Genomic DNA, 23,000 nt, shown 5'->3' on the forward strand with positions numbered 1-23,000 from the left:
CTTTGAATGTCATTCTGTATTATACTGATATAGGTTGACCTTTTTTTTATTAATTTACCCGTTCAAACTATTTTTTTTAGCCGTTTAGAAGGCAAAAAAATAATTTGAACTAGCTTTTAGATTAAATTTTAAGTTCAGGTAAATTTACTTTATTTTTTCGATATGATTTGTATTTAATGTTAGGATTTAAATGTACGTCAGCAGGATTTCTTAAATCTAGGCTAAAATGCTTTCTCAAATTATTGTATATATCTACAGCTTGTTTTGTAATTTCTTGAGCAATAGCAGTGTTTTTAATACAGTTTCTAAGCCCATATTCATATTTTAAAGTTCTATTAATTCTCTCAGCGATTGCATTTTCGTAAGGATCATATTGTTCTGTCATACTCATTATCATTCCATTTTCTTCGGCAAATGCTGTGTATTTAGGATTGCAGTATTGAAAACCTCTATCAGAATGATGAATTAGTTTTTCATTGGGATATTTTCTGTTTTTAATAGCCATAGCAAGAGCTTCTATACAAAGAGATGTCTTCATATTGTTATCTAATTTATATCCCATAATTTGCTTTGAATATGCATCTGTTACGATTGCTAGATAATTGTGTCCATTTTCTGTTTTAATGTATGTTATATCGGTTACCCAGAGTTGTTCTGGTCTATTAGGCACTTGGTCTTTAATTAGGTTTTTATATTTTCTAAATTGATGATTCGAATCTGTTGTTGTCACGTAATTTTTAAGCTTAGGGACGAGCAAATTATGGAGCCTTAAAAAGTCGTAAAATTTATCTCTTCCCATCTTTATGTTTTGTTTTATGAAGTCAGATTTTAGTTCATCATACAGCTTAATACCACCAGTTCTCATGCCTACTTTTTTGCGATAATCTAGTACCATTACAATAAGTTTATCATAATTTATTTGTTTGATTTCTTGTTCTTTACATCTTTTGTAGAAGGCTTGTTTACTAATCCCAAAACATTTATAGAACCACTTTCTTTTAAACGGTTTTTCTTTTTTAGCTCTATCTCTTTTACTAATGTTTTGGGCAGCGACTTTTTTGATAAATCGACTCCTGTAATGATTTCCATATCGGCAATAATATCTTGCTGAAAGTCTTTGATAAACTCAAGGGCTTCAATACGTTCCTTTAATTTTTTTATTTCGTTTATTTTGCTCATTCCTGTATTTTGTTGCACTAAAGTACTATATTTTTTAATCCAATAGCCAATGGTAGTTCTAGGAATGTCATATTTTTTAGAAGCGAAGTTGGTTGAGATCTGACCATTTTGAATTTGGTCAACGACTAATAATTTAAGCTCTAAAGTTACTTTTTCGTAAGTTTTTTTTCGGCAGTGTTCATTTTGTGTTTTCATAAGTGACTATAATTAAGTGTTTAATTTTTAGTCAACCTATTTCAGGAAAGTATATTTTTTAGATTGTTGCCAACGTTGTTGTGTAAGATTAGTAGCGTTTTTTATGCACTAAAGTTAGTAAATAAATCACAGATAGAAAGTCCGTGAGGACTTTCGTAAATAAGCTAAAAATAGCTATTAATTTTACACGGTGTTGTGTGGCGTTTTATATTTTCCCCTAATTATTTCAAATACTTCTTTAGAGACTTTTCCTTTCAATAATACTATCTCATTTTTATATTGTTCAATTAATTCAGAATTGTATGTTCCTAAAGAAATAATTTCCAGATATTGGTCTAGTTTCTCTAACAGAATAAACATCTCGTCAGTTTCCTTATTTGTGTCTTTTGGTCTTTTAAAACGTAATTTATCAGAAACCCAAAGTAACTCACTACCATATTTACAGAATAAATTATATTCTTTCAAAGTAATCTCTTTATTTGAATTATTCATTTCAGAATTAATAGAGTTAATCGCATTTTTAATATTTGTTTGAAACAATTCTATATTCCTATTTTGTGAACAATTAACTTGTAGAGATTTCCAATTATTTAAGTCACTCTTATTCGGTATTATTCTAACAAATAGTTTCTTATTTTGTTTATCAAAACTTAGAAGTTCTGAAAATTTATTTCCGAATTCATATCTTAAATCATTGAAGTCATAAATAATTCCTTGGATACCTTTCTCTGACTCTATTTCTTTTTTAGAATTCTCTAAAATTTTTACAACATCAGAATTTCCAATTGAACCAATGCCACAAATCCCAGAGTATTTAAACACTAGGTAATTTTTGATTCGCTCAATTTTGTTTAGATTAATATTCATTTTTTTAATGACACACAACGGTTACGTATAAGAATAGTGCGGTTTTGTGTGCGAGGATTTTCCGAAGGAAAATCAGACGTAACAAAAGTGCACTAACCTTTGATTAAGCAACTAATTTAGCATTATTTTTATACATTGTTAGGCAAAGTATTTATTTTCTAAAGTCTGATAAAACAAGTTCGAAATTTTTCTTTGCTAATAGAATTTTCTCCTTTGTTTCTAAACTTTCTTTTAGTTCAGGTTTTACGCTTTCGAGTATTGTTTCAAATTCAAGTTCCAAATATTGTTTAAATCCCATTGAAAATAATTGGGATTGAAGAGATTGACAATGAATTTTCATTCGTTCAATATCTATTTTGAAAATTTCTTTTTCAATTTCAATCTTTTTGTTTCTATCAGAGTGTTTGAAATCAGGATGGATAGGTTCTTTTACAGGGAAACTATCTTTGTGTTTAACACAATTACAAATGTAACTAACCCTCTTTGTTATGTCGAATTGATAGTGTGATTTGTAAATGTCAATATTGTATTCTTTTTTACAATATTTCTCTAAAGTCAGTAAGTTATTTTCTTCTCTTAATTCCGCAAACAGAAAATTAGTCGCAGCAACTAAATCTTTTAGATAAGATTCATATTTATGAAATAATCCAACGTACCCAAGTCGGATTGTTTCATACAAATTGTCTTTTAAATCTTGCTTTGAGATGTTTAATAAACTCTTGTATTTTGATTTTGAAATATGTGTCCAACTGTCAGCAATTGACCTGTTCGCTGCTGGAATGTAATAATTCAAAAATAGAGTCTGAAAAGATTCCATTTCCGATGTAGATTTCACTATTAAATCAAAAAGTCTTTGTCCTTCTTCTGACTCTTGTAGTTTTTCAAAGTCATTAATTTTTGCAAAATTCACAGAAAGGTTATCAATTAGCAAGTCAATTGGATTTATCTGTCGTTTCTTCATATTTTGCCTAACTTAAGGCGTGTATGGAATGAAGCGTATAAGTGGGCGAGGATTTTCCGTAGGAAAATACAAGCCAAAGACAAACAAAAAGATTTAGTAAAACCAAAACAGCTTTATTTTATAAACGCTGTTGTTAACTTTTAAAAACGGTAAAAAATGAAAAAACTTTTAATTACAGAACCAGACTTTAAAGACAAGCCAATAGAATGGGTAAGTTGGAATATAAAAACAACAGGTAATAGTATGCAAACCGCTCTTACTATATTAAGACAGAAGCAAATACTAAGTAGTTTTTAATTGTTTACAACGAAATTTATAAGGATAGTGCGTTTAAGTGAATGAGGAAATTCGCAAGAATTTAAGAAGTAACTTAATAAGCAATAGCCTTATAGTTAAACAAAAAGTAAGCATTATCTTTATAAGGTGTTCTTTAAAGTAAAATGAGAAAAGGGCGTTGCGTAGCAAAATGCACAATATTTGAGCGCAATATATTGAAATTACAAAATAAATAAAAATATTTGTATTTTTTCGATGAATGGTAATTGATAATACATATATATGTTGTATATTTGTATAAGAAATAAAGATAAAAACAAATATTATGAAACTATATCACGGAAGCTATACTGAAATTGAAAAAGTAAATAAAAATACAGGAATGTATTTTACTAATGATATTGAAATTGCTAGAGATTATGCTTTAGGTTTAGATGATTGTGGTAATTACAACGAAGAAACATTTATTTATGAAATTGAAATTCCTGAAAATTCTAATATTATTTTAATGGATGATTGGATGGATTTTGATTCTATTGGATATGTTGATTATAAAAACGCCCCTGAATTTGCATCTGCAGAAGAAATGGAAGGATATTTTTTTGTTAAAAATCCAGAAAACTTTATTTTTAAATTAATTGAAAATTTTAAAAACGAATTATAATGGCATACATATATCTAAACAAAGAAACAAACGAGGCTCGAATATTTGGAAGTATTACGAGCCTTTCAAATGTAACAGGAATAAAACCAGATAACTTATACACTACATTTAGTAGAAAAGGTTTAAAAGAGTTTGAAAATGATTTATATAGAATAATTAAGACAAAAATTGAACGTGCGTAAATTCCACAATATTGGCGCCCTTTTTTTATTTTATTTTATAGAACTACTTATATAATTACTAAAACATCCCATACCACATTAAAAAGATGGGATAACAATACATTTTAGTTGTACTATTTATTTGTACAATAAGCTGTTTTTACTTCAAGAAGCAAAGTAGTCACTTTTTATAAACTATAAAAGGAATTAACCAAATATTTATAGCAGTTTTATATCCTAAGAGCATATGGAAATCTTTGTATAAAATAACTCTGTATATGTATATAAAACCGTGTAGCTAGTGTACAAAAATAATAATAGCATATAAAGCAATAATCTTAAAAACAACAAGATAGGAGGCTTTTAAAAATAGGGTTAAAAATAAAATGACTATATTAGGAGACAATAAGCTCTATTTTAGAGATATAATAACTAAAATTAAATATTATGAAAAAAGATGAAAACGATTATGTAATCTATGATGCCAGAATGATGGAAAATGAAAAGTTTCTTACAACTCAAGAAGCCACAGAGCATTTTAAAGTTAGTAGAAGTACATTATATAGATTAAGAAAAAAACTATTGATTCCTGTTTCTAAAATAGGCTCCAGACCAATTTATCCACTTTTACTATTAAATACAACATTTTCTAAAAGAGCAGTTCAAAGTATAATACAGCAAAAGCCTACAGATAAGTAAGCATCACTTTTTTTAAACAAATTGCCACCCAAAACAAGCACATTTAAAAAAGCGTGTTAAACTATTGCATTTTTACAACATTTTACATTATAATATTGTAACAGGTCCCAAATAAGTACTTGTTGCTGCAAAATTGGTGCCTGGCTTGTTAAAAGAAGCCCAAACTTCTACCTCAAAACTTGCCATATAGTTGGGTAAAGTTACTGTTGCTGTGGTAGCTTCTCTAGTAGCAACAGATAAATTGGTATAGTACATATGTAAATCGGGTACATATATAACAATCATAAATGCATCGGTAGCGGTAGCTTTACCTTGTCCGCTATTATCTTGCCAACCAAAAGTTAGAGTTTGCCCCGCACCAGTTGCTATAGTACCACCATCAATACCTCTTAAATCGCCCTTGCTAATTAAAACTTTTTCATAGTCCATAACCATGCCCAGCGGTGTGCTTTTTACTGCGTTTTTAAGATGATAAGAAGTAGCAATATTAAAGCGAGATTTATCGCCTATCGTATTGCCAAAATACAAATTTAATACCTCTGTAATCGGACTTAAAAAGCCTATAACAGTTTTAAATTTTGCGCGCTGTTGCTCTTGTTTTTCTGTAGGTGTATATTTACCACGCTGTGGTAAACTACGCATTACATTTTTACCTCTCCATTTAGAGCCTACTACGTTTCCTACTTTGCCAGAAAATCCGCCAAGAATACCTTTTTCGAATGTTGCCATTATTTTATGATTTTTAAAATTAATATACCACGAAACTAATAGTTAAAAAGCTTACAAACAAACCCTTGACACGTACTGACACAAATTGGTACAAAATAGTACAAATTGACTATTTTTGATACATTTTGATACATTTTGATACATTTTGATCTATTTTGATTCATTTTGACACAGTTTGACACAGTCTGACACAGATTGACACTAAAACCGAGATTTATGGGGGTTTTGTTCGAGTCTTGTTCGGGGTTTCTTCGGGTAGGCTAGGGGTGTTTTTTTAAAAAATAGATACTTTACAGAAGAAAACTCGAAGCAGACACAATTAAGAGTTACAATGAAATTTCTTTACTTTTATCAGTATCCCAAAAAAAAACATCGATAAAATCATCTTATTAGTATATTTAAAAGCTTAAACAGTCGATATTGTAAATACAAGAAAGTAAATAGCTTTATATTTGTAATGCATAAATAAAATATTTATAAAATACTATTATGCGCTTCTAAAGTTCTTGTTTTGTGATACCTATCTTTTATAAAATAGTAGTATATTCATACTTTTTTTATAAAAAAAATATATCAACCCCAAAAAAAAAGTTAGAAAATGAATTCATTTATAAAAAAGGCATTATGCATGTTACTTGTTTTATATGCAGGTAGTTATCTAAAAGCACAGAATAATAGTACTAAAATTATTGGAGTACTAATAGAAGACGCTACATCTTTAGCCATACCGTATGCAACAGTAGTTCTACATGATAAAACATCAAAAAAAATTATAGTTGGCACAACATCTAACGATAAAGGAGCTTTTAGCATTACTACTACTCATAACAATTTTTATTTAGAAATAAGTTTTATGGGGTTTAAAACAAAAACAATAACCACTTTTAATTTTATCAATAAAAAGGCAGATTTAGGCAATATAATTTTAACTACAGATAAGCAAGCACTAGACGAAGTAGTAGTAACAGGCGAAGTTTCTAAGACCGTTTTTAAATTAGATAAACGTGTTTTTAATGTAGGTGCAGATATTAGTAGCACAGGCGCAAGTGCTTTAGAAGTGCTAAATAACGTACCTTCTGTAAATGTAAATATAGAAGGTGAAATTAGTTTAAGAGGTAGTACTGGTGTACAAATATTAATTAATGGTAAACCATCTGTTTTAGCAGACGAATCTAGCAATGCACTGGGTACAATTACTGCAGATATGATAGAAAGTATAGAAGTAATTACAAATCCTTCTGCTAAATATGAAGCATCCGGAACAGCAGGAATTTTAAACATTATTCTAAAAAAAGAAGAAAAAAAAGGTTGGAACGGGGCTGTATCTTTAAATACCGGAACTCCAGATAATCATAGTATTGGCTTAAGTTTAAACCGAAGAACAGAAAGTTTTAATTTATTTGCACAATTAGGAGCAGGGTATAGATCTATACCAAAAAAATCGGAAGCTATAAATACAGATTTGGTAAATAATGAAGTTATTTTTAGCAACGGAACAGAATCTAGAGACGAAACCTTTTACAATCTTACTTTAGGTACAGATTATTATATAAATGATTTAAATGTAATTACTTTATCTGGTAATTTTGCCTATGAAGTGGAAGAGCAACCATCAGAAACTAATTTTAGTTATTTTGATGCTACTAATAGTTTAATTTCTAGTTGGGTACGTAATGAAATTACCGATGCTACCAACCCTAAATATACATACGAATTAAATTATAAAAAAGAATTTAAAAACAACGAAGAGCATACGTTATTGTTTAGTGCTTTAGGGCGTTTTTTTGGTAAAGACCAGTCATCAGAATTTACAAATACTACTATTTCTGGTACCGATAGTAATAGCGAACAAGAAACTGAAACTAATTTTAAGCAAGCAAACTATACATTTAAGATAGATTATACAAATCCTATTTCTAATATTTATACTTTAGAAACTGGTGCACAATATGTTATTAATGATGTTGGTAACGATTATGAGGTAAGAGATGTAAGCAATGGTGTTTTTGTTGTAGACGAAGATTTAACCAACGATTTTGAATACAATCAAAAAGTATTAGGTGTCTATGTAACGGGGGCTTACGAAAAAGAAAAATGGGGTATAAAAGCAGGTCTAAGAGTAGAACATACCAACTTAACAACCCTTTTAACAAATACCAATGAAGCTAACGAGCAAAATTTTACTAATATTTTTCCAACATTACATTCATCCTACAAAGTAGCAGAAGATTTTTCGCTGCAAGCAGGATATTCTAAACGTATTTATAGACCCGGGTTAAGAGATTTAAATCCGTTTTTTAATATTAGAAATAACTTTAATATTCGTGTTGGTAACCCAAATCTACAACCAGAATTTACAGATTCTTACGAGTTAACTAGTATCTATAAAATAGGAAAAGCTTCTTTAAGTTCTAGTTTTTATCATCAATATACAACAGATATGGTGCAACAAGTTTCTACATATGTAGATAATGTAACCATATCTACTCCAGAAAATATTGGAACAGATTCGGCTTTTGGGTTTGAAACAAACGGTAAATACAGACCTAATAATTGGTTAACAATAACAGGTAATGTTAACTTTAATTATTTTGATAGAAAAGGTAGTTATGAAACACAAATTTTTGATTTTTCTGGTAGTCAATGGTCTTCTAAATTAGGCTCTAAAATAGGATTGCCAGCAGATATTGATTTAGAATTAACTGGTAATTACCAATCGGGTTATAAAACGGTACAAGGTAGTATTACCGGGTTTGTTTTTTTAGATGTGGGTGTACGTAAAAAAATATTTAAAGGAAAAGCTATTGTAAATCTAGGAGTTAGAGATTTGTTCGAGTCTAGAAATTTTGAACAATTTGTGTCTCAAACTACTTTTGAAACTTACAGTTTTACACAACGTGGTCGTTTTGTAACTTTAGGTATTAGCTACGGCTTTGGTAAAGGAGAAGCCATGACATACTCTGGTGGTAGAAGAAGATAAATTGATTCTTTAGTATTATTTTTAGTACTTATTATCGGTCTTCGAGCGGAGTCGAGAAGCAAATTCAATATATGTTTAGATACAAAAAACCAAATAAGTTCTCGACTCCGCTCGAACACCTTGTTAACAAACGGTCTTCTAGCGAAGTCGAGAAGCAAATTCAATAGATATTCTAGATACAAAGAAACTAAATAAGTTCTCGATATCGCTCAAACACCCTGTTAACAAACGGTCTTCGAGCGGAGTCGAGAAGTTAAGTCAATACATGTTTAGATACAAAGAACCAAATAAGTTCTCGATTTCACTCAAACACCCTGTTAACAAACGGTCTTCTAGCAGAGTCGAGAAGCAAATTCAATAGATATTCTAGATTCAAAAAACCAAATAAGTTCTCGACTCCGCTCGAACACCCTGTTAAAAAATGGTCTTCGAGCGGAGTCGAGAAGTCTAAAATTAATAAATTTTCTTATCTTACAGAAAAAAATGGCTGGATACGTATACATATTACAATGCTCCGATGGAACATATTACACTGGGAGTACAAGAAATTTAGAAAAAAGATTAGCAGCTCACCAATCAAAAAAGGGAGCTAATTACACTAAAACCAGATTACCAGTAACAGTAGTTTTTCAAGAATTATTTTTAAATATAGCAGATGCTTTCTATTATGAAAAGAAAATTCAAAAATGGTCGCATGCTAAAAAGAAAGCTCTTATTAAAAACAATTGGAAACTCTTACCTATACTTTCAGAATGCAAGAATGATACACACTTTAAAAATAAAGAATAAAGAAGTTTCATAAGTTCTCGACTCCGCTCGAACACCTTGTTAAAAAACAGTACTCAAGAAAAGTATCAAAACTGTTCTTCGAGCGTATTCGAGAAGCATACCCAATAAACAATTTAAAGAAGTTTCATAAGTTCTCGACTTCGCTCGAACACCTTGTTAAAAAACAGTACTCAAGAAAAGTATCAAAACTGGTCTTCGAGCGTATTCGAGAAGCATAACCAATAAACAATTTAAAGAAGTTTCATAAGTTCTCGACATCGCTCGAACACCTTGTTAAAAAACAGTATTCAAGAAAAGTATCAAAACTGGTCTTCGGGCGTATTCGAGAAGCATAACCAATAAACAATTTAAAGAAGTTTCGTAAGTTCTCGACTCCGCTCGAACACCCTGTTAAAAAACAGTACCCAAGAAAAGTATCAAAACTGGTCTTCGGGCGTATTCGAGAAGCATAACCAATAAACAATTTAAAGAAGTCTCATAAGTTCTCGACACCGCTCGAATACCCTGTTAAAAAACGGTCTATAAAACCACCTTATTTATCAGATAAATTCCTTAAAACATCTATTCCTTTATAAAAAAGAAAGGAATTCGTTTTACCTTTGTTTTGATTTATAAGTTTAATAATACCTAAAAAGCATTAAATGCAGTATATAAATCGTTTGTTTTATGCTTTCTTTAAGTTAAATTTTGAAAACATAGCTAAGGTTATTCTTGATAAATTTGCCTTGATAAAGAAAAAATGAATCAATGTATAAATACGACATTTAAAAACATATTAGGTATAAAATGATATTACAACAATATGCATAAAAATATAAAAATTAACATCTTTTCTCATCTACTCGTGTGGCTTGTGTTGTTTAGTATACCCTATATTTTATCTTATGGTCAAGAACAAGATGTTAATAGAATTATAGCTCACTTTTGGGTTCCTTTGGTATTTTACGCAATAGTATTTTATCTTAATTATTTTATTTTAATAGATCGGTTTTTATTTTTAAAAAAAATAATTCCTTTTATTATAATTAATATAATTGTTATTGCTTTTTTTATTACTACAAAAGAACTAATTGAAAATTTTTATTTCGAAGAATTATTTAAAAAAACACCTAAAGTTGAAGGAGAAGGGCCTCCACTTAAAATGTTTATTTATTTTCAAATGATTTCTTATATGGCTCCTTTGTTATTTTCTATAGCTATAAAAAGTACCAAAAAATTAGTAAAAACAGAAGCAGAGCGTAAAGAAGCTGCTAATTTTAAACTAAAATCAGAATTAGAGCATTTGCGTTATCAATTGCAACCACATTTCTTTTTTAATTCGTTAAATAATATTTATGCTTTGGTAGATCTATCACCAGAACAAGCAAAAAAATCGGTGCATAGTTTAAGTAAATTAATGCGTTATATGTTATATGAAACCAATGTAGAATTAATATCTTTAACCAAAGAAATCGATTTTATGAAAAAATATATCGATTTAATGAAATTGCGTGTGTCTGATAAAACTGTTATAAACTATAATTTTCCAACCGAAGAATCTGGAATTAAAATAGCACCTTTATTATTTATATCTTTAATAGAAAATGCTTTTAAACATGGGGTTTCTGCTAGTAAAGAAAGTACTATAGATATTGTTATTACTTGTAAAGATAAAACAGTTTTATTTACCATAGAAAATAATAATTTTCCGAAAAAGACAGATGATAAAAGTGGATCTGGAATTGGGATTCCGAATATTAAAAAACGTTTAGAATTACTATATCCTAACAAAAACAGTTTTAATACCTTTGTAAAAGACAATCGATTTACAGCAATTTTAGAAATTAAAACCAACTAGATTATGAGTAATATGAAAATTACCTGTGTTATTGTAGATGATGAACCTATGGCACTTAATTTAGTAGAAAGCTATGTAGAAAAAACGCCCTTTTTAGAGCTTAAAAAAAAATGTAGTAGTGCTATTGAAGCTTTAGAGTTTATTAAAACTACTTCTGTAGATTTATTGTTCTTAGATATTCAAATGCCAGATTTAACGGGTATTGAGTTTTCTAAAATGTTGCCTAAAGAAACTCGTGTAATTTTTACTACTGCTTTTGATCAATATGCTTTAGAAGGTTTTAAAGTTGAAGCTTTAGATTATTTACTAAAACCGTTTGATTATTCAGAGTTTTTAGTAGCAGCAAATAAAGCAAGTACTTGGTTTGAGTTAGTAAAGAGGAAAAAGCAACCTATTATTTCTGAAGAAAAAGAATTTCTTTTTGTAAAATCTGAATACAAGCAATTGCGTATTAAATTAGCAGATGTTTTGTATTTTGAAAGCTTAAAAGATTATATTAAAATTTGGATAAAAGACAATCCGAAAGCAATTTTAACGCTGATGAGCTTAAAGACTTTAGAAGAAGAACTACCAGAAACTCAGTTTATGCGTGTACATCGTTCTTTTATTGTATCTCTAAAAAATGTGGAAGTTATAGAGCGTAGTCAGATAATTATCAATAAACAACGAATTACAGTTTCTGATCAATACAAACCAAAATTTTTAGCGTTTGTTAATAATAATTCTTTAAATTCTTAAAGAATAAAGTTGCTGTTGCATCTATTCCCTCAGATATTCACAGACATAATTTCCTTCAGTTATTCTCAGAAAACTACATTTATTTAGGCATCAAAAATCAGTGTATATCAGCGAAATCAGCAGTAAAACCCATGATCAACAAAAATATTCGTCCGCAGAAAAACCAAACTTATTAACACATAAAAAAAATCAGCGAAAAAAACACCAATCTAATTAGCAAGTTATACCGTTTTGCAGCCACTGATTAAATGTCTTCTAGAAAAAAAACAGTTTCATAGATATAAAAGGTGTTATTGTCTATTTTATTTTTTTTAGAAGTAGATTACTAATACTTTTAAATTTTACAAAACAAAACTATAATAAAAATGTATAAGAGCATTCTAATAACAATCTGTGTACTCTTTTTAGGATTTACAACCAAAAGCAATTTAGTAGTAGAACAAGAAACAGAAAAGAATAAAGACATTCTGGTTTTAAACTTTAAGACTTTAGAACCGTTATTATACACAGAATCTAAAGAAATACAAATAGTAAACTTTTGGGCTATGTGGTGTGCACCTTGCGTAAAAGAATTACCTATTTTAGAAGCATATCAAAAAAAGCATCCCAATGTAAAAATTACATTAGTAAGTCTTGATTTTCCAGAAGATATAGAAACAAAATTAAAACCATTTTTAAAGAAAAAAGGAATTACATCTAAAGTAGTTCTTTTAGACGACCCAGATGCAAATAGTTGGATAGACAAGGTAAACCCAAAATGGTCTGGCTCTATACCATTTACAATTATATTTAATAATAAAAAACGTACTTATCATGAGCGAATGTTTGAGAGTATGGAAGACCTTGAAAATGAAATTAAAAAAATAAATTAAAACCAACAAACATGAAAAAACCCAATCTAATTTTTGCCACTATTATCTTAATAAGCAGTTTATTTATTACAAATACTGTAAATGCACAAGATCACGAACGTAAAGGACCACCACCAAACGGAGATAGAAAAGGACCTCCAGGAGGCGGACATAGCCCAGAACAAACTAAGACATTAGCAGAAATTGGCGGATATCAAATAGGAGAAGTGGCTACAGATTTTAAATTAAAAAATGTAGATAAAAAGATGTTTTCTTTATCAGATATAAAAAAAGCCAAAGGATATATTGTTGTTTTTACTTGTAATGAATGTCCGTTTGCTAAAATGTATGAAGACAGATTAATTGAACTTCATAATAAATATGCTCCTAAAGGATATGCTGTAGTTGCTATTAATCCTAATGTAAGCGAAGACAATAAAAAAGAAAACTTTGAATCTATGCAAAAAAGAGCAAAAGAAAAAAAGTTTCCTTTTGTGTATTTAGCAGATGAAAAGCATGAAGTGTTTCCTAAATACGGTGCTGTTAGAACACCACATGTATTTTTACTAGATAGCGAAAGAAAAGTACAATATATTGGTACTATAGATGATAATGCAAGATCTGCAGAAGCTGTTAAAGTAAAATATTTAGAAAATGCTATTGATGCTTTAATAAAAGGTAAAAAACCAGCAGTAAATTTTACAAAGGCTATTGGTTGTCCTGTAAAAGCTATCTAGCAATTTAGATAATTTAATATATTATAAACTACAAATTATAATTCTAGTGCGTATTTGCTTGTGATTGTTTTTTCTTCGGAAAATTCTCGCAATCAAATACGCACTTTTTTATGTACTAAGTAAAAGCAAAACTAACCCGCATAATAAGGTTTTTAAATTAGCTAAAAAGAAACTAAAATAAGATATATAAAACGATACATCTAGTAATTAATTTAATCTTATAATTCAGGTTAATAATTACACTACAATAATAAGTAGTTTATTTACAATATTACTTTTAACTTCCTCTATAAATAGTCCTTGTTAAGAGGTAAATAAACTCAATTTGTCTATTACTTTTTTATAGGTTATTAACGAGTGTTATTTTTGATATATATTAAAAAGTTAAATACATATTTATGAAGAAAGTAATAGTATTATTAGTGCTAACAACAAGTCTGTTTAGTTGTAATAGTTTAAGCATTTTTGAGCCAACAAGTTTAAATGAAGCTACATCTTTACTTAAATCGCTAAATTCTGATTCTACACTACAAGAAGTTACTAGTATTTTTAATCTATTAGATATTAATAGAGATAGTTCTATTAGTACAACAGAAGCTATTGGTTTGGTAGAAGAAAACTTTAGCATATTAGATGCTGATAAAAGTGAAAGCTTAAATATTAAAGAATTACATGGGCTAGTTAAATTAGTAAAATAACAGGTAGTAATTACTAATGAATTACTTTTATTTAGGACATTTTTAACAGTGTTTTTTTAAACTTTCTAAGCATAAATAGGTCTAAGAATAGAACATTTAAAAAGAATAAATTATGAAATTATTTTTAAAAACATACGGAATAGCAGCATTACTTTTAGTTTCATTTACAGCTCAGACAACCGCACAATCAAGACGCTCAACTAACAATAAAGTAGTGGTAAAAAAAACAGTGAGTAGAAGAATACCAAGTACAAGAGTAACCTACAAAAAAAAGCAACGAAAAGTAGTAGCGGTAAGAAATTTGCCAAACAGAACTGTAGTTCGTAATAATGGTCAAAATTACTATTATGCTAATAATAGATTTTACACACAATCTAGAGGTAGATATATTGTAATTGCACCTAAAATAGGATTTAGAATAAAAGTATTACCTACAAATTATCGAAAAATACGTTTTAATAATCGTAATTATTATACAGCAAATGGTGTTTTTTACATACAAATAAATAACGAATATGAAGTAGTAGATCCAGAAATTGGTACTATTGTATATGAACTACCAGAAGATTATGAAAAAGTAGTAATAGACAATCAAACGTATTATGAATATGCAAACATAATCTACGAAAAAATACAAGTTGATGGCACTAGAGCTTATGAGGTAATTGGGATTGTAGAAATGAAATAGTTTTTATTTTGTTAATTGTAGAAAAGGGTCTAATCATTTTATTAGACTCTTTTCTTGTTTTAATAGTAACCTAATTTATTTTAGATAATCAATTACATCAAACATTGAATTAAAAATATGGTCTGCCAAACTAAATCGAGGGTCTGTTGTATCTTCTGGAATTACAAACGTTTTTATAGCAGCAGCTTTAGCAGCTATTAAACCAGTAACACTATCTTCTAAAATAAAACAATCTCTAGTTTTTACACCTAATTTTTTAACCACCCGCAAATATACAGCAGGATGAGGTTTACCATAAACTTCTTCGTCTGCACTGCAAACTACATCAAAATAATGTGCTATTGATAATCTTTTAAAAACAGCCTCTATAATTGCTAAGCTAGAGGAGGTGGCTAGTGCAATGTTAAAATTGTTTTCTTTTAAAAAGTCTAAAAGTTCATATAAACCAATTTTAGCATTTCCTTTTTGGCTAATTAAATTTGCAACAGCAGAAATAATTTCTTGTGCTAATAATTTAGGAGATATTTTTAATGAATATAATTGACACCAAGTTAACGCTACATCATCAATTCGTTTACCCATTGTATATTTTATACAATCATCTATGGTAATTGTAATATTATAGTTAGATAAAATATCAATTTGTGCTTGTCTCCAAAAAGGTTCTGAGTCAATAATAACTCCGTCCATATCAAAAATAAAAGTGTTTGAAGCCATTAGATACTAATTAAGTAATTTTTCTGAAACATTTTATCATAAATATCTTTGCTAAACATATATAATTGGGCTGGTTTTTTAGAAACTCCCACTTGTTTTTCATCCAAAGGAACTATGTATTTTTTATTGATTAATTTACGTCTAAAATTACGATTATCAATTTCGATATCTAATATTGATTGATACACATCTTGTACCTCATTAATGGTAAATTTATCTGGCAACAACTCAAAAATAATAGGATCTTGTAAGCATTTAATTTTAAGGTCTTCATACGCTTCTAAAATAATTTGTTCATGGTCAAAACCTAATTTAGGCAGCTCATTAATAGCAAACCATTGTGCTTTATGTTTGTTGTTTTCTATAGCAACAGCATCTGTTTTTAGTAAAAAGTAATAAGCTATGGTAACTGTTCTTTGATTAAATTCTTGATTCTCAATCCAAAGTGAATCTTTTTCATCCATCAATCTATTAGGATCACCAAAAGCCTTAAATTGTTTTTTATAGAGATTTGTTAAGCCTGTTAATTCTTTTAAAACTCTAGAAGCAGATTCGTCTAAAGTTTCATTTTCATATACATGATAGCCAGTTAAAACAAAATCATTAACAAGTATTGCATTACTAGATTTCGATTCTAAATAACGATTTAACAACAATACATTTAAAGATTTAGTATCAGTATCATAACCAAAAACAACACAATCAACCGATAAATTTGGAATTTTTTTAGTATTCATAGTTTAATTTAGAATGTGAAATTACATTATTATTTTTTAAATAAAAGCATAATAAACGTCAAATATACATTAATTATTAAAATATTTGATTTTTTTAACTTTATAAATGCTAAAAACTATTTTATTATTATAAGTTTTAAAAGAATACAAACACTGTATATATAAGTATTTTTATCAATTTAGGATATTATAATGATAATTTAAGATATTTTTTTCTATTATTTTTGAGTTTGTATTATTTTTTTATATACATTTGCATAGTAAACGTCATTATGACGTTTTATGTTGGAATTGTAAGTTGCAATTCGTTACTTATTTAAAAAAAAAAGAAATAATGAAACGAGTACATCAAAATAGTAAACAAAACGCATTAGTTACTTTTAAAAAAAATATAAACAGCATTTTGTTGATAGCAATATTGGTTGCTAGTTTTCAAAATTTACAAGCACAACAACAAGATACAGCAAAAGAATATCAAGCATTTAATATAAGCGGACATTTAAAAAACATGCATTTATGGCATGGATTTATGGTACACTCTGGTGCCTTATTTGCTACTAGTTTAGAATACAATTCTAAAAACACTAAATTTACATTTGGTGTTTGGGGTGGTGCTAGTTTTGCAGGCAATGATGTTTGGAATGAAACCACTAAGAAATATGTAAACGCAAATTATAAAGAGTTTTCTATATATACATCTTATCGCTTTTCTGATAACTTCTTTATGGAAGCAGTTTCCCACAATAACTACACAGGTGTAGAGGAAAGAGGAGATCAATTGCATTATTGGAGTTATGATAAAACACAGGGGTATAATTTTGTTGATATTGGCTTCGGATATAAATTAGACAAAAACACATCTGTATATTTAGCAACTATTATTGGCGGTGGTTCTGGTGATTATGAAGTACAAACCGATGGTTCACTAAAAGACTCTTATACAAATTACTTAGAAGTTAAAAGAAAGGTATGGGAAAAAGAGAATGCTAAATTATCTTTATTTGTTGGTGGTGCATGGTCTTTTATTACAGATAAAACTTTTTATACAGAAAGTGCCGGTAATGTTATTAATGTAGGTGCTGCTTTAAATAAAAATATAAAAATAGCTAACTTTAAATTGCCCGTAGAAGTAACCGCAATGTGGAATCCAGAAAAAGAAATTACGGTTCTACAACTAGATATTACACTGTTTTAAATCAATAATAATCAATATAAATATCCAATTTACCATGCAGAGCATTGTAACCAAAAACTAATAAAAACTAATAAAGAACGTATTATGGAAACATCCAATCAATTTAAGCAATTTGAGAGTTTAGAAGAAGATCAATTACCAATTGCTAAAAACAAGTTACATAATTGGGGGCATTTTGCAGGTTTATATGCTGCAGAACATGTTGCCGCCACAGAATTTGTAATTGGTGCAACTTTTGTTGCCTTAGGTGCCACCACTAAAGATATTATTTTAGGTTTATTGATTGGTAATGTTTTAGCTGTTTTAAGTTGGACTTTTATTACGTCTCCTATTGCTGTAGATACTCGATTAAGTTTATATACCTATCTTAATAAAATTGCAGGAGACTCTATGACAAAGCTCTATAATTGGGCAAACGTTATTATTTTTACCGTAATTTCTGCGGCAATGATTACTGTATCGTCAACAGCAGTACGTTTTGCATTTAATATTCCGGCGCAACTAGATTGGTATCCCACAAATTTATGGTTTGTAATGATTGTTTTGTGCGTAGGTGCTGTGGTGGTTTCAATTGCAATTTATGGTTTTACTGCGGTTTCTAAGTTCTCTGCAATTTGTGCGCCTTGGTTATTTGTAATGTTTATTAGTGGTGCATTTATACTCTTACCAGCACTTTCTTTGGATGTTTTAGGCGAAACTTTACCAAGTAGTTGGGGAGAATTTATTAATTTAGGAGATCAATCAATTTGGACAGGAGTTAACAGTGATGGAGAACCAGGTATTGGCTTGTTAGAAGTAATTGGTTTTGCTTGGGCTGCAAATTCAATTACACATTTTGGTCTTATAGATATGGCTTTATTCCGTTTTGCCAAAAAGAAATCTTACGGATTAACAACTAGTACAGGTATGATGTTTGGTCATTTTATAGCGTGGATTTCTGCAGGAATAATGGGAGCAGGAGCAGCAGTTATTATAGGAAAATCTATTGTAGAGTTAGATCCGGGAGATGTTGCATATTATGCGCTAGGTTGGTCTGGTTTTGTAATTGTTATTGTTGCAGGATGGACAACCGCTGTTGCAAATCTTTATAGAGCAGGTTTGGCAGCACAAGCAATTTTTACTAAAACATCAAGAAAAAAGACCACAATCATTGTTGGTTTAATAACCATGGTAGTTGCATGTTTCCCTTTTGTGTTTTCTCAAATGTTACCGTTATTAACTTATGCAGGTTTGTTAGTAGTACCTGTAGGAAGTATTGTTTTTGCAGAACATCAAATTTTTCCTAAAATTGGCTACACACGTTATTTTGCACGTTATCGTAAGTTAACATTTAGTACACCCGCAATTGCTTCTTGGGCGTTAGGATTGGCATTTGGTTTTGGGTTAAACATTTTAAATATAATGTCTTTTTATTACTTATTTATTCCTACTTGGATTTTTACAATACTAGTATATACCTTTTTAGCAGGTAAATATGGCGCAAAAGATAAATATCCAGAAGAAGAAAAGGCAGAAAGTGAAAGAAATAACAACATTAAAAAATTTCAAGAAGAAAAAGCAGAAAAAGAAGTAGTTCTTATTAAAGATACATCAGTATTTACAAAGGTGTTGAAAGTGATTTCATTAATTGTATTAGTAATAACACTTGTTTTAGCGTGTATCGTTTTATTTGGTAGTGAAACCGAAATCATATATAAAGAAAATAGAGAAATATTTTATACGTATGCATTTGTTTGTACTGTAATTTATTTTGCAACATCAATCTGGGCACTTAAAAGAGGTAATTCTTTAAATAAATAAAAAATCATGGAAAATACAATTAAATTAAATCAGCAAAATTTAGCAGTAATCGCTAAAAAAGTTTCCTGTCCTACTTATAACAGAAGTAACATTAAAACAGGTATTATACATGTGGGAATTGGTGGATTCCATAGAGCACATGAAGCATTTTATACAGATCAATTACTACATGACGAATCGGTTACCGAATGGGGAATTTGTGGAATTGCATTATTAGATTTTGATGCTAAAATATATAACACCCTTAAAGAACAAGATGGTTTATATACTTTAATAATTAAAGAATTAGATGGTAAGTTAACAAAAAGAGTAATCGGTTCTATAGTCGATTATTTATATGCACCAGAAAATCCTTTAAAAGTAATTGAAAAAATGGCAAGTGTAGATACTAAAATCATTACTTTAACTATTACCGAAGGAGGTTATAATTATAACGAAGCTACCAAAGCTTTTGATTTTACAAACCCTTTAATTCACCATGATTTAGAAAATCCGGAAGCACCAAAAACAATTTTTGGATATTTAACGGCGGCTTTAAAACTAAGAAAAGAAAGAGGTTTAGCAGGTTTTACGTTACAATCTTGCGATAATATTCAAGGAAACGGCCATATGGCTAAAAACATGTTGTTAAGCTATGTAGAAAAAGCAGCACCAGAATTGGTAACTTGGATTGCGAAAAATGTATCTTTCCCGAATGCGATGGTTGATAGAATTACGCCAGCAACCTCTCCTTCGGATATTACAAACTTACTAGAAACATCAGGAATAGAAGATGCTTGGCCAGTAGTTTGCGAACCTTTTAAACAGTGGGTTATCGAAGATGATTTTATTGCCGGAAGACCTGCTTGGGAAAAAGTAGGCGCTCAATTTGTAGAAGACGTTGTTCCGTTTGAAAAAATGAAATTAAGCTTGTTAAATGCTGGGCATTCAGTTTTAGGTATTTTAGGTGATTTAATTGGGTATGCTACAATTGATGAATCTGTTCATAATCCAGAAATTAAAAAATTTCTAAAAAACTATATGAATATAGAAGTAACACCAACATTAGCAGGTTTAGAAGGTGTAAACTTAAACGCATATAAAGACTCTTTGTTAGAGCGATTTGGAAATATTTATATTAAAGATCAAATAGATAGAATTTGTTCTGAAAGTTCTGCAAAATTCCCAATATTTATTTTACCTACCGTAAACAAACAATTAGAAAATAATGGCTCTGTAGATTTTGCTGCATTTGTAATAGCTGCTTGGGCAATTTATAGTTTAGGTAGTAACGAAAAAGGGCAACCTTTATTGATTAAAGACGCTATGAAAACTATTTTAAATGAAAAAGCATTAGCAGCAAAAGAAAATCCAGCAGCATTTTTAGAAATCGCTTCTATTTTTGGCAACCTAAAAGATAATGAAGCATTTGTAAAAGCTTACACATCAGCGTACAATAATATAGTAACAAATGGCATAGAGAAATGCGTTATAGCTATGAATAATAGTGTTCTTAAATAAAAGTATATGAAAAATATAGTTTGTTTTGGTGAAGTACTGTGGGATGTTTTTCCGACTCACAAAAAAATTGGAGGCGCACCTTTAAATGTAGCTTTAAGATTAAAATCTTTAGATAATAATGTTGCTATTATTACTAAAGTTGGAAATGATATACCAGGTACCGAAATAAAAGATTTTATTAAAGAACGTGGTGTACAAATAGAAAATGTTCAAATTGATGAGAAATTAAATACAGGAGAAGTAGCTGTTCTTTTAGATGATAAAGGTTCTGCAACTTATACTATTAATTTCCCAAGAGCTTGGGATGCTATTCAGCTTACTAAAAGTGCGGCTAAAATAGTTAAAGAATCAGATGCTTTTATTTTTGGAAGTTTAGTGGCAAGAGATCACACCTCTAGAAATACATTGTATGAACTTTTAAAATTAGCAAAGTATAAAATTTTTGATATAAATCTTAGAGCTCCACATTATTCGCTTGATGTACTTCATTATTTAATGAATGAAGCAGATTTTATAAAGTTTAATGATGAAGAGATTTTTGAAATAGCAAAATCTTTAGATGCAAAAACAAGTACTTTAATAGAAACGATACAGTTTATAGCTGCAATTACCAATACCAAATCAATATGCGTTACAAAAGGTAGTAAAGGAGCCATCTTATATTATCAAAATACATTTTATGAAAATGCGGGTTATAAAGTAGATGTTGCAGATACAGTAGGTGCAGGAGATTCTTTTTTGGCTGCATTAACAGATAGATTATTAAAAGGAGTTTCGCCACAAGAGTCGATAGATTTTGCTTGTGCTATGGGTGCAATAGTTACCAGTAGAGAAGGTGCAAACCCAGAAATAACAAAGCAAGATATAGAGAAATTTATAACTTTCGAATAAAACTTAAAATCCCCCTTTTTAATTTAACCTTTCAGTGCGTTTACAAAATTTATTTTTGTAGGCGTACTGATTTTTTTTAAAGCAAAAAGGTTATTTTATAAAACTCTTTAGTTGTAATTACTAAAAGAATTATTATAAAATAACCTTTAATTTTAAAATCTAAATAGTGTACTATTTAGAGCTTGAATTTTTAAACTTATAAATAAGTCCAAAATTAATTCCGAAAGAAGAATAAGGTACTTTTTGTGATAATTTTTTTGAAGCATCTGTTTCGGTATTTGATAAAGTATCTACATACGTAGTTTCTTGATAAGTACCAGCAGGTAAATTATCTAAAGTGTAAAGACCACTCATTGCAACAGTTCCGTCTGGTAAAAATACATCTGTATTAAACTCTTGAATTTTAGAATCTTTACGCTTTAAACTAATTCCGTAATATTCTCCTTCAACAAAAAGGCTAAAGTTTTCATTAAGCTCATAAGTATAACCCAATGCAGCAACAAAACCTAAAGGAAGATGACCATGATAATCTTCTACATAATTAGTTTCTGTGTATGAGCCAGAAGGTAAACCTAATGCAGTTGCAGTAGCATCTGGTAACGTTGCTTGATTATAAACAACAGCTTCTGTTTTTCCGCCTACTTTTACCAAAGCACCAAAACGACCATATACATTTTTATTAAATTTATACACTACAGAAGCAGAAGCACCAAATGCACGTGCTCTAGCAATTGCATCTACCTCAGTACCAGGAACACTTACTTCTGATACCGTTTGATCTGATCCATTAAGATACCCTAATCCTAAATCTAAACCAAACTTATTGTTAAAAAAATACGTTCCTCTTAATTGAAAGTTTAAACCTTCACCATAACTACCATACGTGTTTTCTGTTTCTGTGGTAGACATTGTTTCTCCTAATTTCATTCCTGCACTTCCTACAGAATATCCAGTACTAACAGAAACCTGGAATTGTCCATACGTAAATGAGCTAATACAAATTGCTGTAACTAATACGATTAATCGTTTCATAATTTATTGTTTTTAAAATTATTAGTTTTATTTAAATTGATTATTACAATATTAACAAATAATGCTTGCTAATAAAGAA

24 protein-coding genes are annotated in these 23,000 nt (G+C 29.3%); 16 read left to right on the forward strand and 8 right to left on the reverse strand.

Annotation, left to right across the window (positions count from 1 at the left end; translation table 11 throughout):
- Nucleotides 1–121: 121 nt before the first annotated feature.
- From BLT70_RS07330 to BLT70_RS07345, 4 genes are all read right to left on the reverse strand, one after another.
- The gene (locus tag BLT70_RS07330; RefSeq protein WP_231962851.1) at nucleotides 122–970 is read right to left on the reverse strand and encodes an IS3 family transposase; all 849 of its coding nucleotides are present in this window, start codon (nucleotides 968–970) and stop codon (nucleotides 122–124) included.
- Nucleotides 916–1,374, reverse strand: coding sequence for a helix-turn-helix domain-containing protein (locus tag BLT70_RS07335; RefSeq protein ID WP_091893087.1), 459 nt, complete (start codon nucleotides 1,372–1,374; stop codon nucleotides 916–918). The genes BLT70_RS07330 and BLT70_RS07335 overlap by 55 nt, the downstream gene beginning before the upstream one ends.
- A 183-nt stretch (nucleotides 1,375–1,557) precedes the next feature.
- Complete coding sequence (locus BLT70_RS07340) at nucleotides 1,558–2,241, reverse strand: hypothetical protein (protein ID WP_091893089.1); 684 nt, start codon at nucleotides 2,239–2,241, stop codon at nucleotides 1,558–1,560.
- Nucleotides 2,242–2,392: 151 nt separating this feature from the next.
- A complete protein-coding gene (locus BLT70_RS07345; RefSeq protein WP_231962841.1) occupies nucleotides 2,393–3,202 on the reverse strand; it encodes a hypothetical protein in 810 nt (269 codons plus the stop codon).
- 156 nt (nucleotides 3,203–3,358) lie between these two features.
- Here BLT70_RS07345 and BLT70_RS17125 point away from each other — a divergent pair, with 156 nt between their 5' ends.
- The 4 genes from BLT70_RS17125 (at nucleotide 3,359) to BLT70_RS07360 (ending at nucleotide 5,002) form a co-directional block, all read left to right on the forward strand.
- Nucleotides 3,359–3,499: a hypothetical protein gene (locus tag BLT70_RS17125; protein ID WP_157691857.1), complete on the forward strand. Its 141-nt coding sequence runs from the start codon at nucleotides 3,359–3,361 to the stop codon at nucleotides 3,497–3,499.
- Between the two features lie 304 nt (nucleotides 3,500–3,803).
- Nucleotides 3,804–4,142, forward strand: a complete 339-nt coding sequence (locus BLT70_RS07350; protein ID WP_091893091.1) for a hypothetical protein — start codon at nucleotides 3,804–3,806, stop codon at nucleotides 4,140–4,142.
- Nucleotides 4,142–4,324: a hypothetical protein gene (locus tag BLT70_RS07355; protein ID WP_091893093.1), complete on the forward strand. Its 183-nt coding sequence runs from the start codon at nucleotides 4,142–4,144 to the stop codon at nucleotides 4,322–4,324. The genes BLT70_RS07350 and BLT70_RS07355 overlap by 1 nt, the downstream gene beginning before the upstream one ends.
- A 426-nt stretch (nucleotides 4,325–4,750) precedes the next feature.
- Nucleotides 4,751–5,002: an AlpA family transcriptional regulator gene (locus tag BLT70_RS07360; RefSeq protein WP_091893095.1), complete on the forward strand. Its 252-nt coding sequence runs from the start codon at nucleotides 4,751–4,753 to the stop codon at nucleotides 5,000–5,002.
- Nucleotides 5,003–5,089: 87 nt separating this feature from the next.
- Here the strand turns inward: BLT70_RS07360 and BLT70_RS07365 are convergent, their stop codons facing one another.
- A complete protein-coding gene (locus BLT70_RS07365; protein ID WP_091893097.1) occupies nucleotides 5,090–5,731 on the reverse strand; it encodes a DUF6266 family protein in 642 nt (213 codons plus the stop codon).
- 598 nt (nucleotides 5,732–6,329) lie between these two features.
- Here BLT70_RS07365 and BLT70_RS07370 point away from each other — a divergent pair.
- The 8 genes from BLT70_RS07370 to BLT70_RS07405 all read left to right on the forward strand — a co-directional run bounded on the left by BLT70_RS07370 (nucleotide 6,330) and on the right by BLT70_RS07405 (nucleotide 15,049).
- Nucleotides 6,330–8,711: an outer membrane beta-barrel family protein gene (locus BLT70_RS07370; protein WP_091893099.1), complete on the forward strand. Its 2,382-nt coding sequence runs from the start codon at nucleotides 6,330–6,332 to the stop codon at nucleotides 8,709–8,711.
- A 483-nt stretch (nucleotides 8,712–9,194) separates the two neighbouring features.
- Nucleotides 9,195–9,500 (forward strand): GIY-YIG nuclease family protein, encoded by a 306-nt coding sequence (locus tag BLT70_RS07375; protein ID WP_091893101.1) that lies wholly within the window; start codon nucleotides 9,195–9,197, stop codon nucleotides 9,498–9,500.
- Between the two features lie 802 nt (nucleotides 9,501–10,302).
- Nucleotides 10,303–11,337, forward strand: coding sequence for a sensor histidine kinase (locus BLT70_RS07380; RefSeq protein WP_091893103.1), 1,035 nt, complete (start codon nucleotides 10,303–10,305; stop codon nucleotides 11,335–11,337).
- 12 nt (nucleotides 11,338–11,349) lie between these two features.
- Nucleotides 11,350–12,075 (forward strand): LytTR family DNA-binding domain-containing protein, encoded by a 726-nt coding sequence (locus tag BLT70_RS07385; protein WP_091897515.1) that lies wholly within the window; start codon nucleotides 11,350–11,352, stop codon nucleotides 12,073–12,075.
- 365 nt (nucleotides 12,076–12,440) lie between these two features.
- Entirely contained in the window at nucleotides 12,441–12,947 is a 507-nt protein-coding gene (locus BLT70_RS07390; protein WP_091893105.1) for a thioredoxin-like domain-containing protein, read from the forward strand.
- Nucleotides 12,948–12,958: 11 nt separating this feature from the next.
- A complete protein-coding gene (locus tag BLT70_RS07395) occupies nucleotides 12,959–13,663 on the forward strand; it encodes a thioredoxin family protein (protein ID WP_091893107.1) in 705 nt (234 codons plus the stop codon).
- Nucleotides 13,664–14,061: 398 nt separating this feature from the next.
- On the forward strand, nucleotides 14,062–14,361 hold the full coding sequence (locus BLT70_RS07400; RefSeq protein WP_091893109.1) for a hypothetical protein: 300 nt from the start codon (nucleotides 14,062–14,064) through the stop codon (nucleotides 14,359–14,361).
- Nucleotides 14,362–14,473: 112 nt separating this feature from the next.
- Nucleotides 14,474–15,049 (forward strand): DUF6515 family protein, encoded by a 576-nt coding sequence (locus BLT70_RS07405; protein WP_091893111.1) that lies wholly within the window; start codon nucleotides 14,474–14,476, stop codon nucleotides 15,047–15,049.
- 75 nt (nucleotides 15,050–15,124) lie between these two features.
- Here the strand turns inward: BLT70_RS07405 and hxpB are convergent, their stop codons facing one another.
- Nucleotides 15,125–15,766, reverse strand: coding sequence for a hexitol phosphatase HxpB (hxpB, locus tag BLT70_RS07410; protein WP_091893113.1), 642 nt, complete (start codon nucleotides 15,764–15,766; stop codon nucleotides 15,125–15,127).
- Nucleotides 15,766–16,503, reverse strand: coding sequence for an NUDIX domain-containing protein (locus tag BLT70_RS07415; RefSeq protein ID WP_091893115.1), 738 nt, complete (start codon nucleotides 16,501–16,503; stop codon nucleotides 15,766–15,768). The genes hxpB and BLT70_RS07415 overlap by 1 nt, the downstream gene beginning before the upstream one ends.
- A gap of 334 nt (nucleotides 16,504–16,837) precedes the next feature.
- Here BLT70_RS07415 and BLT70_RS07420 point away from each other — a divergent pair, with 334 nt between their 5' ends.
- The 4 genes from BLT70_RS07420 (at nucleotide 16,838) to BLT70_RS07435 (ending at nucleotide 21,889) form a co-directional block, all read left to right on the forward strand.
- Nucleotides 16,838–17,698: a hypothetical protein gene (locus BLT70_RS07420; protein WP_091893117.1), complete on the forward strand. Its 861-nt coding sequence runs from the start codon at nucleotides 16,838–16,840 to the stop codon at nucleotides 17,696–17,698.
- 84 nt (nucleotides 17,699–17,782) lie between these two features.
- Entirely contained in the window at nucleotides 17,783–19,498 is a 1,716-nt protein-coding gene (locus BLT70_RS07425) for a cytosine permease (protein WP_091893119.1), read from the forward strand.
- A gap of 6 nt (nucleotides 19,499–19,504) precedes the next feature.
- Nucleotides 19,505–20,998, forward strand: coding sequence for a mannitol dehydrogenase family protein (locus BLT70_RS07430; protein ID WP_091893121.1), 1,494 nt, complete (start codon nucleotides 19,505–19,507; stop codon nucleotides 20,996–20,998).
- Nucleotides 20,999–21,004: 6 nt separating this feature from the next.
- On the forward strand, nucleotides 21,005–21,889 hold the full coding sequence (locus BLT70_RS07435) for a carbohydrate kinase family protein (protein WP_091893123.1): 885 nt from the start codon (nucleotides 21,005–21,007) through the stop codon (nucleotides 21,887–21,889).
- Between the two features lie 171 nt (nucleotides 21,890–22,060).
- Here the strand turns inward: BLT70_RS07435 and BLT70_RS07440 are convergent, their stop codons facing one another.
- Nucleotides 22,061–22,921 (reverse strand): outer membrane beta-barrel protein, encoded by an 861-nt coding sequence (locus tag BLT70_RS07440; RefSeq protein WP_091893125.1) that lies wholly within the window; start codon nucleotides 22,919–22,921, stop codon nucleotides 22,061–22,063.
- Nucleotides 22,922–23,000 lie beyond the last annotated feature (79 nt).

Source organism: Polaribacter sp. KT25b, from assembly GCF_900105145.1.
GTDB lineage: Bacteria > Bacteroidota > Bacteroidia > Flavobacteriales > Flavobacteriaceae > Polaribacter.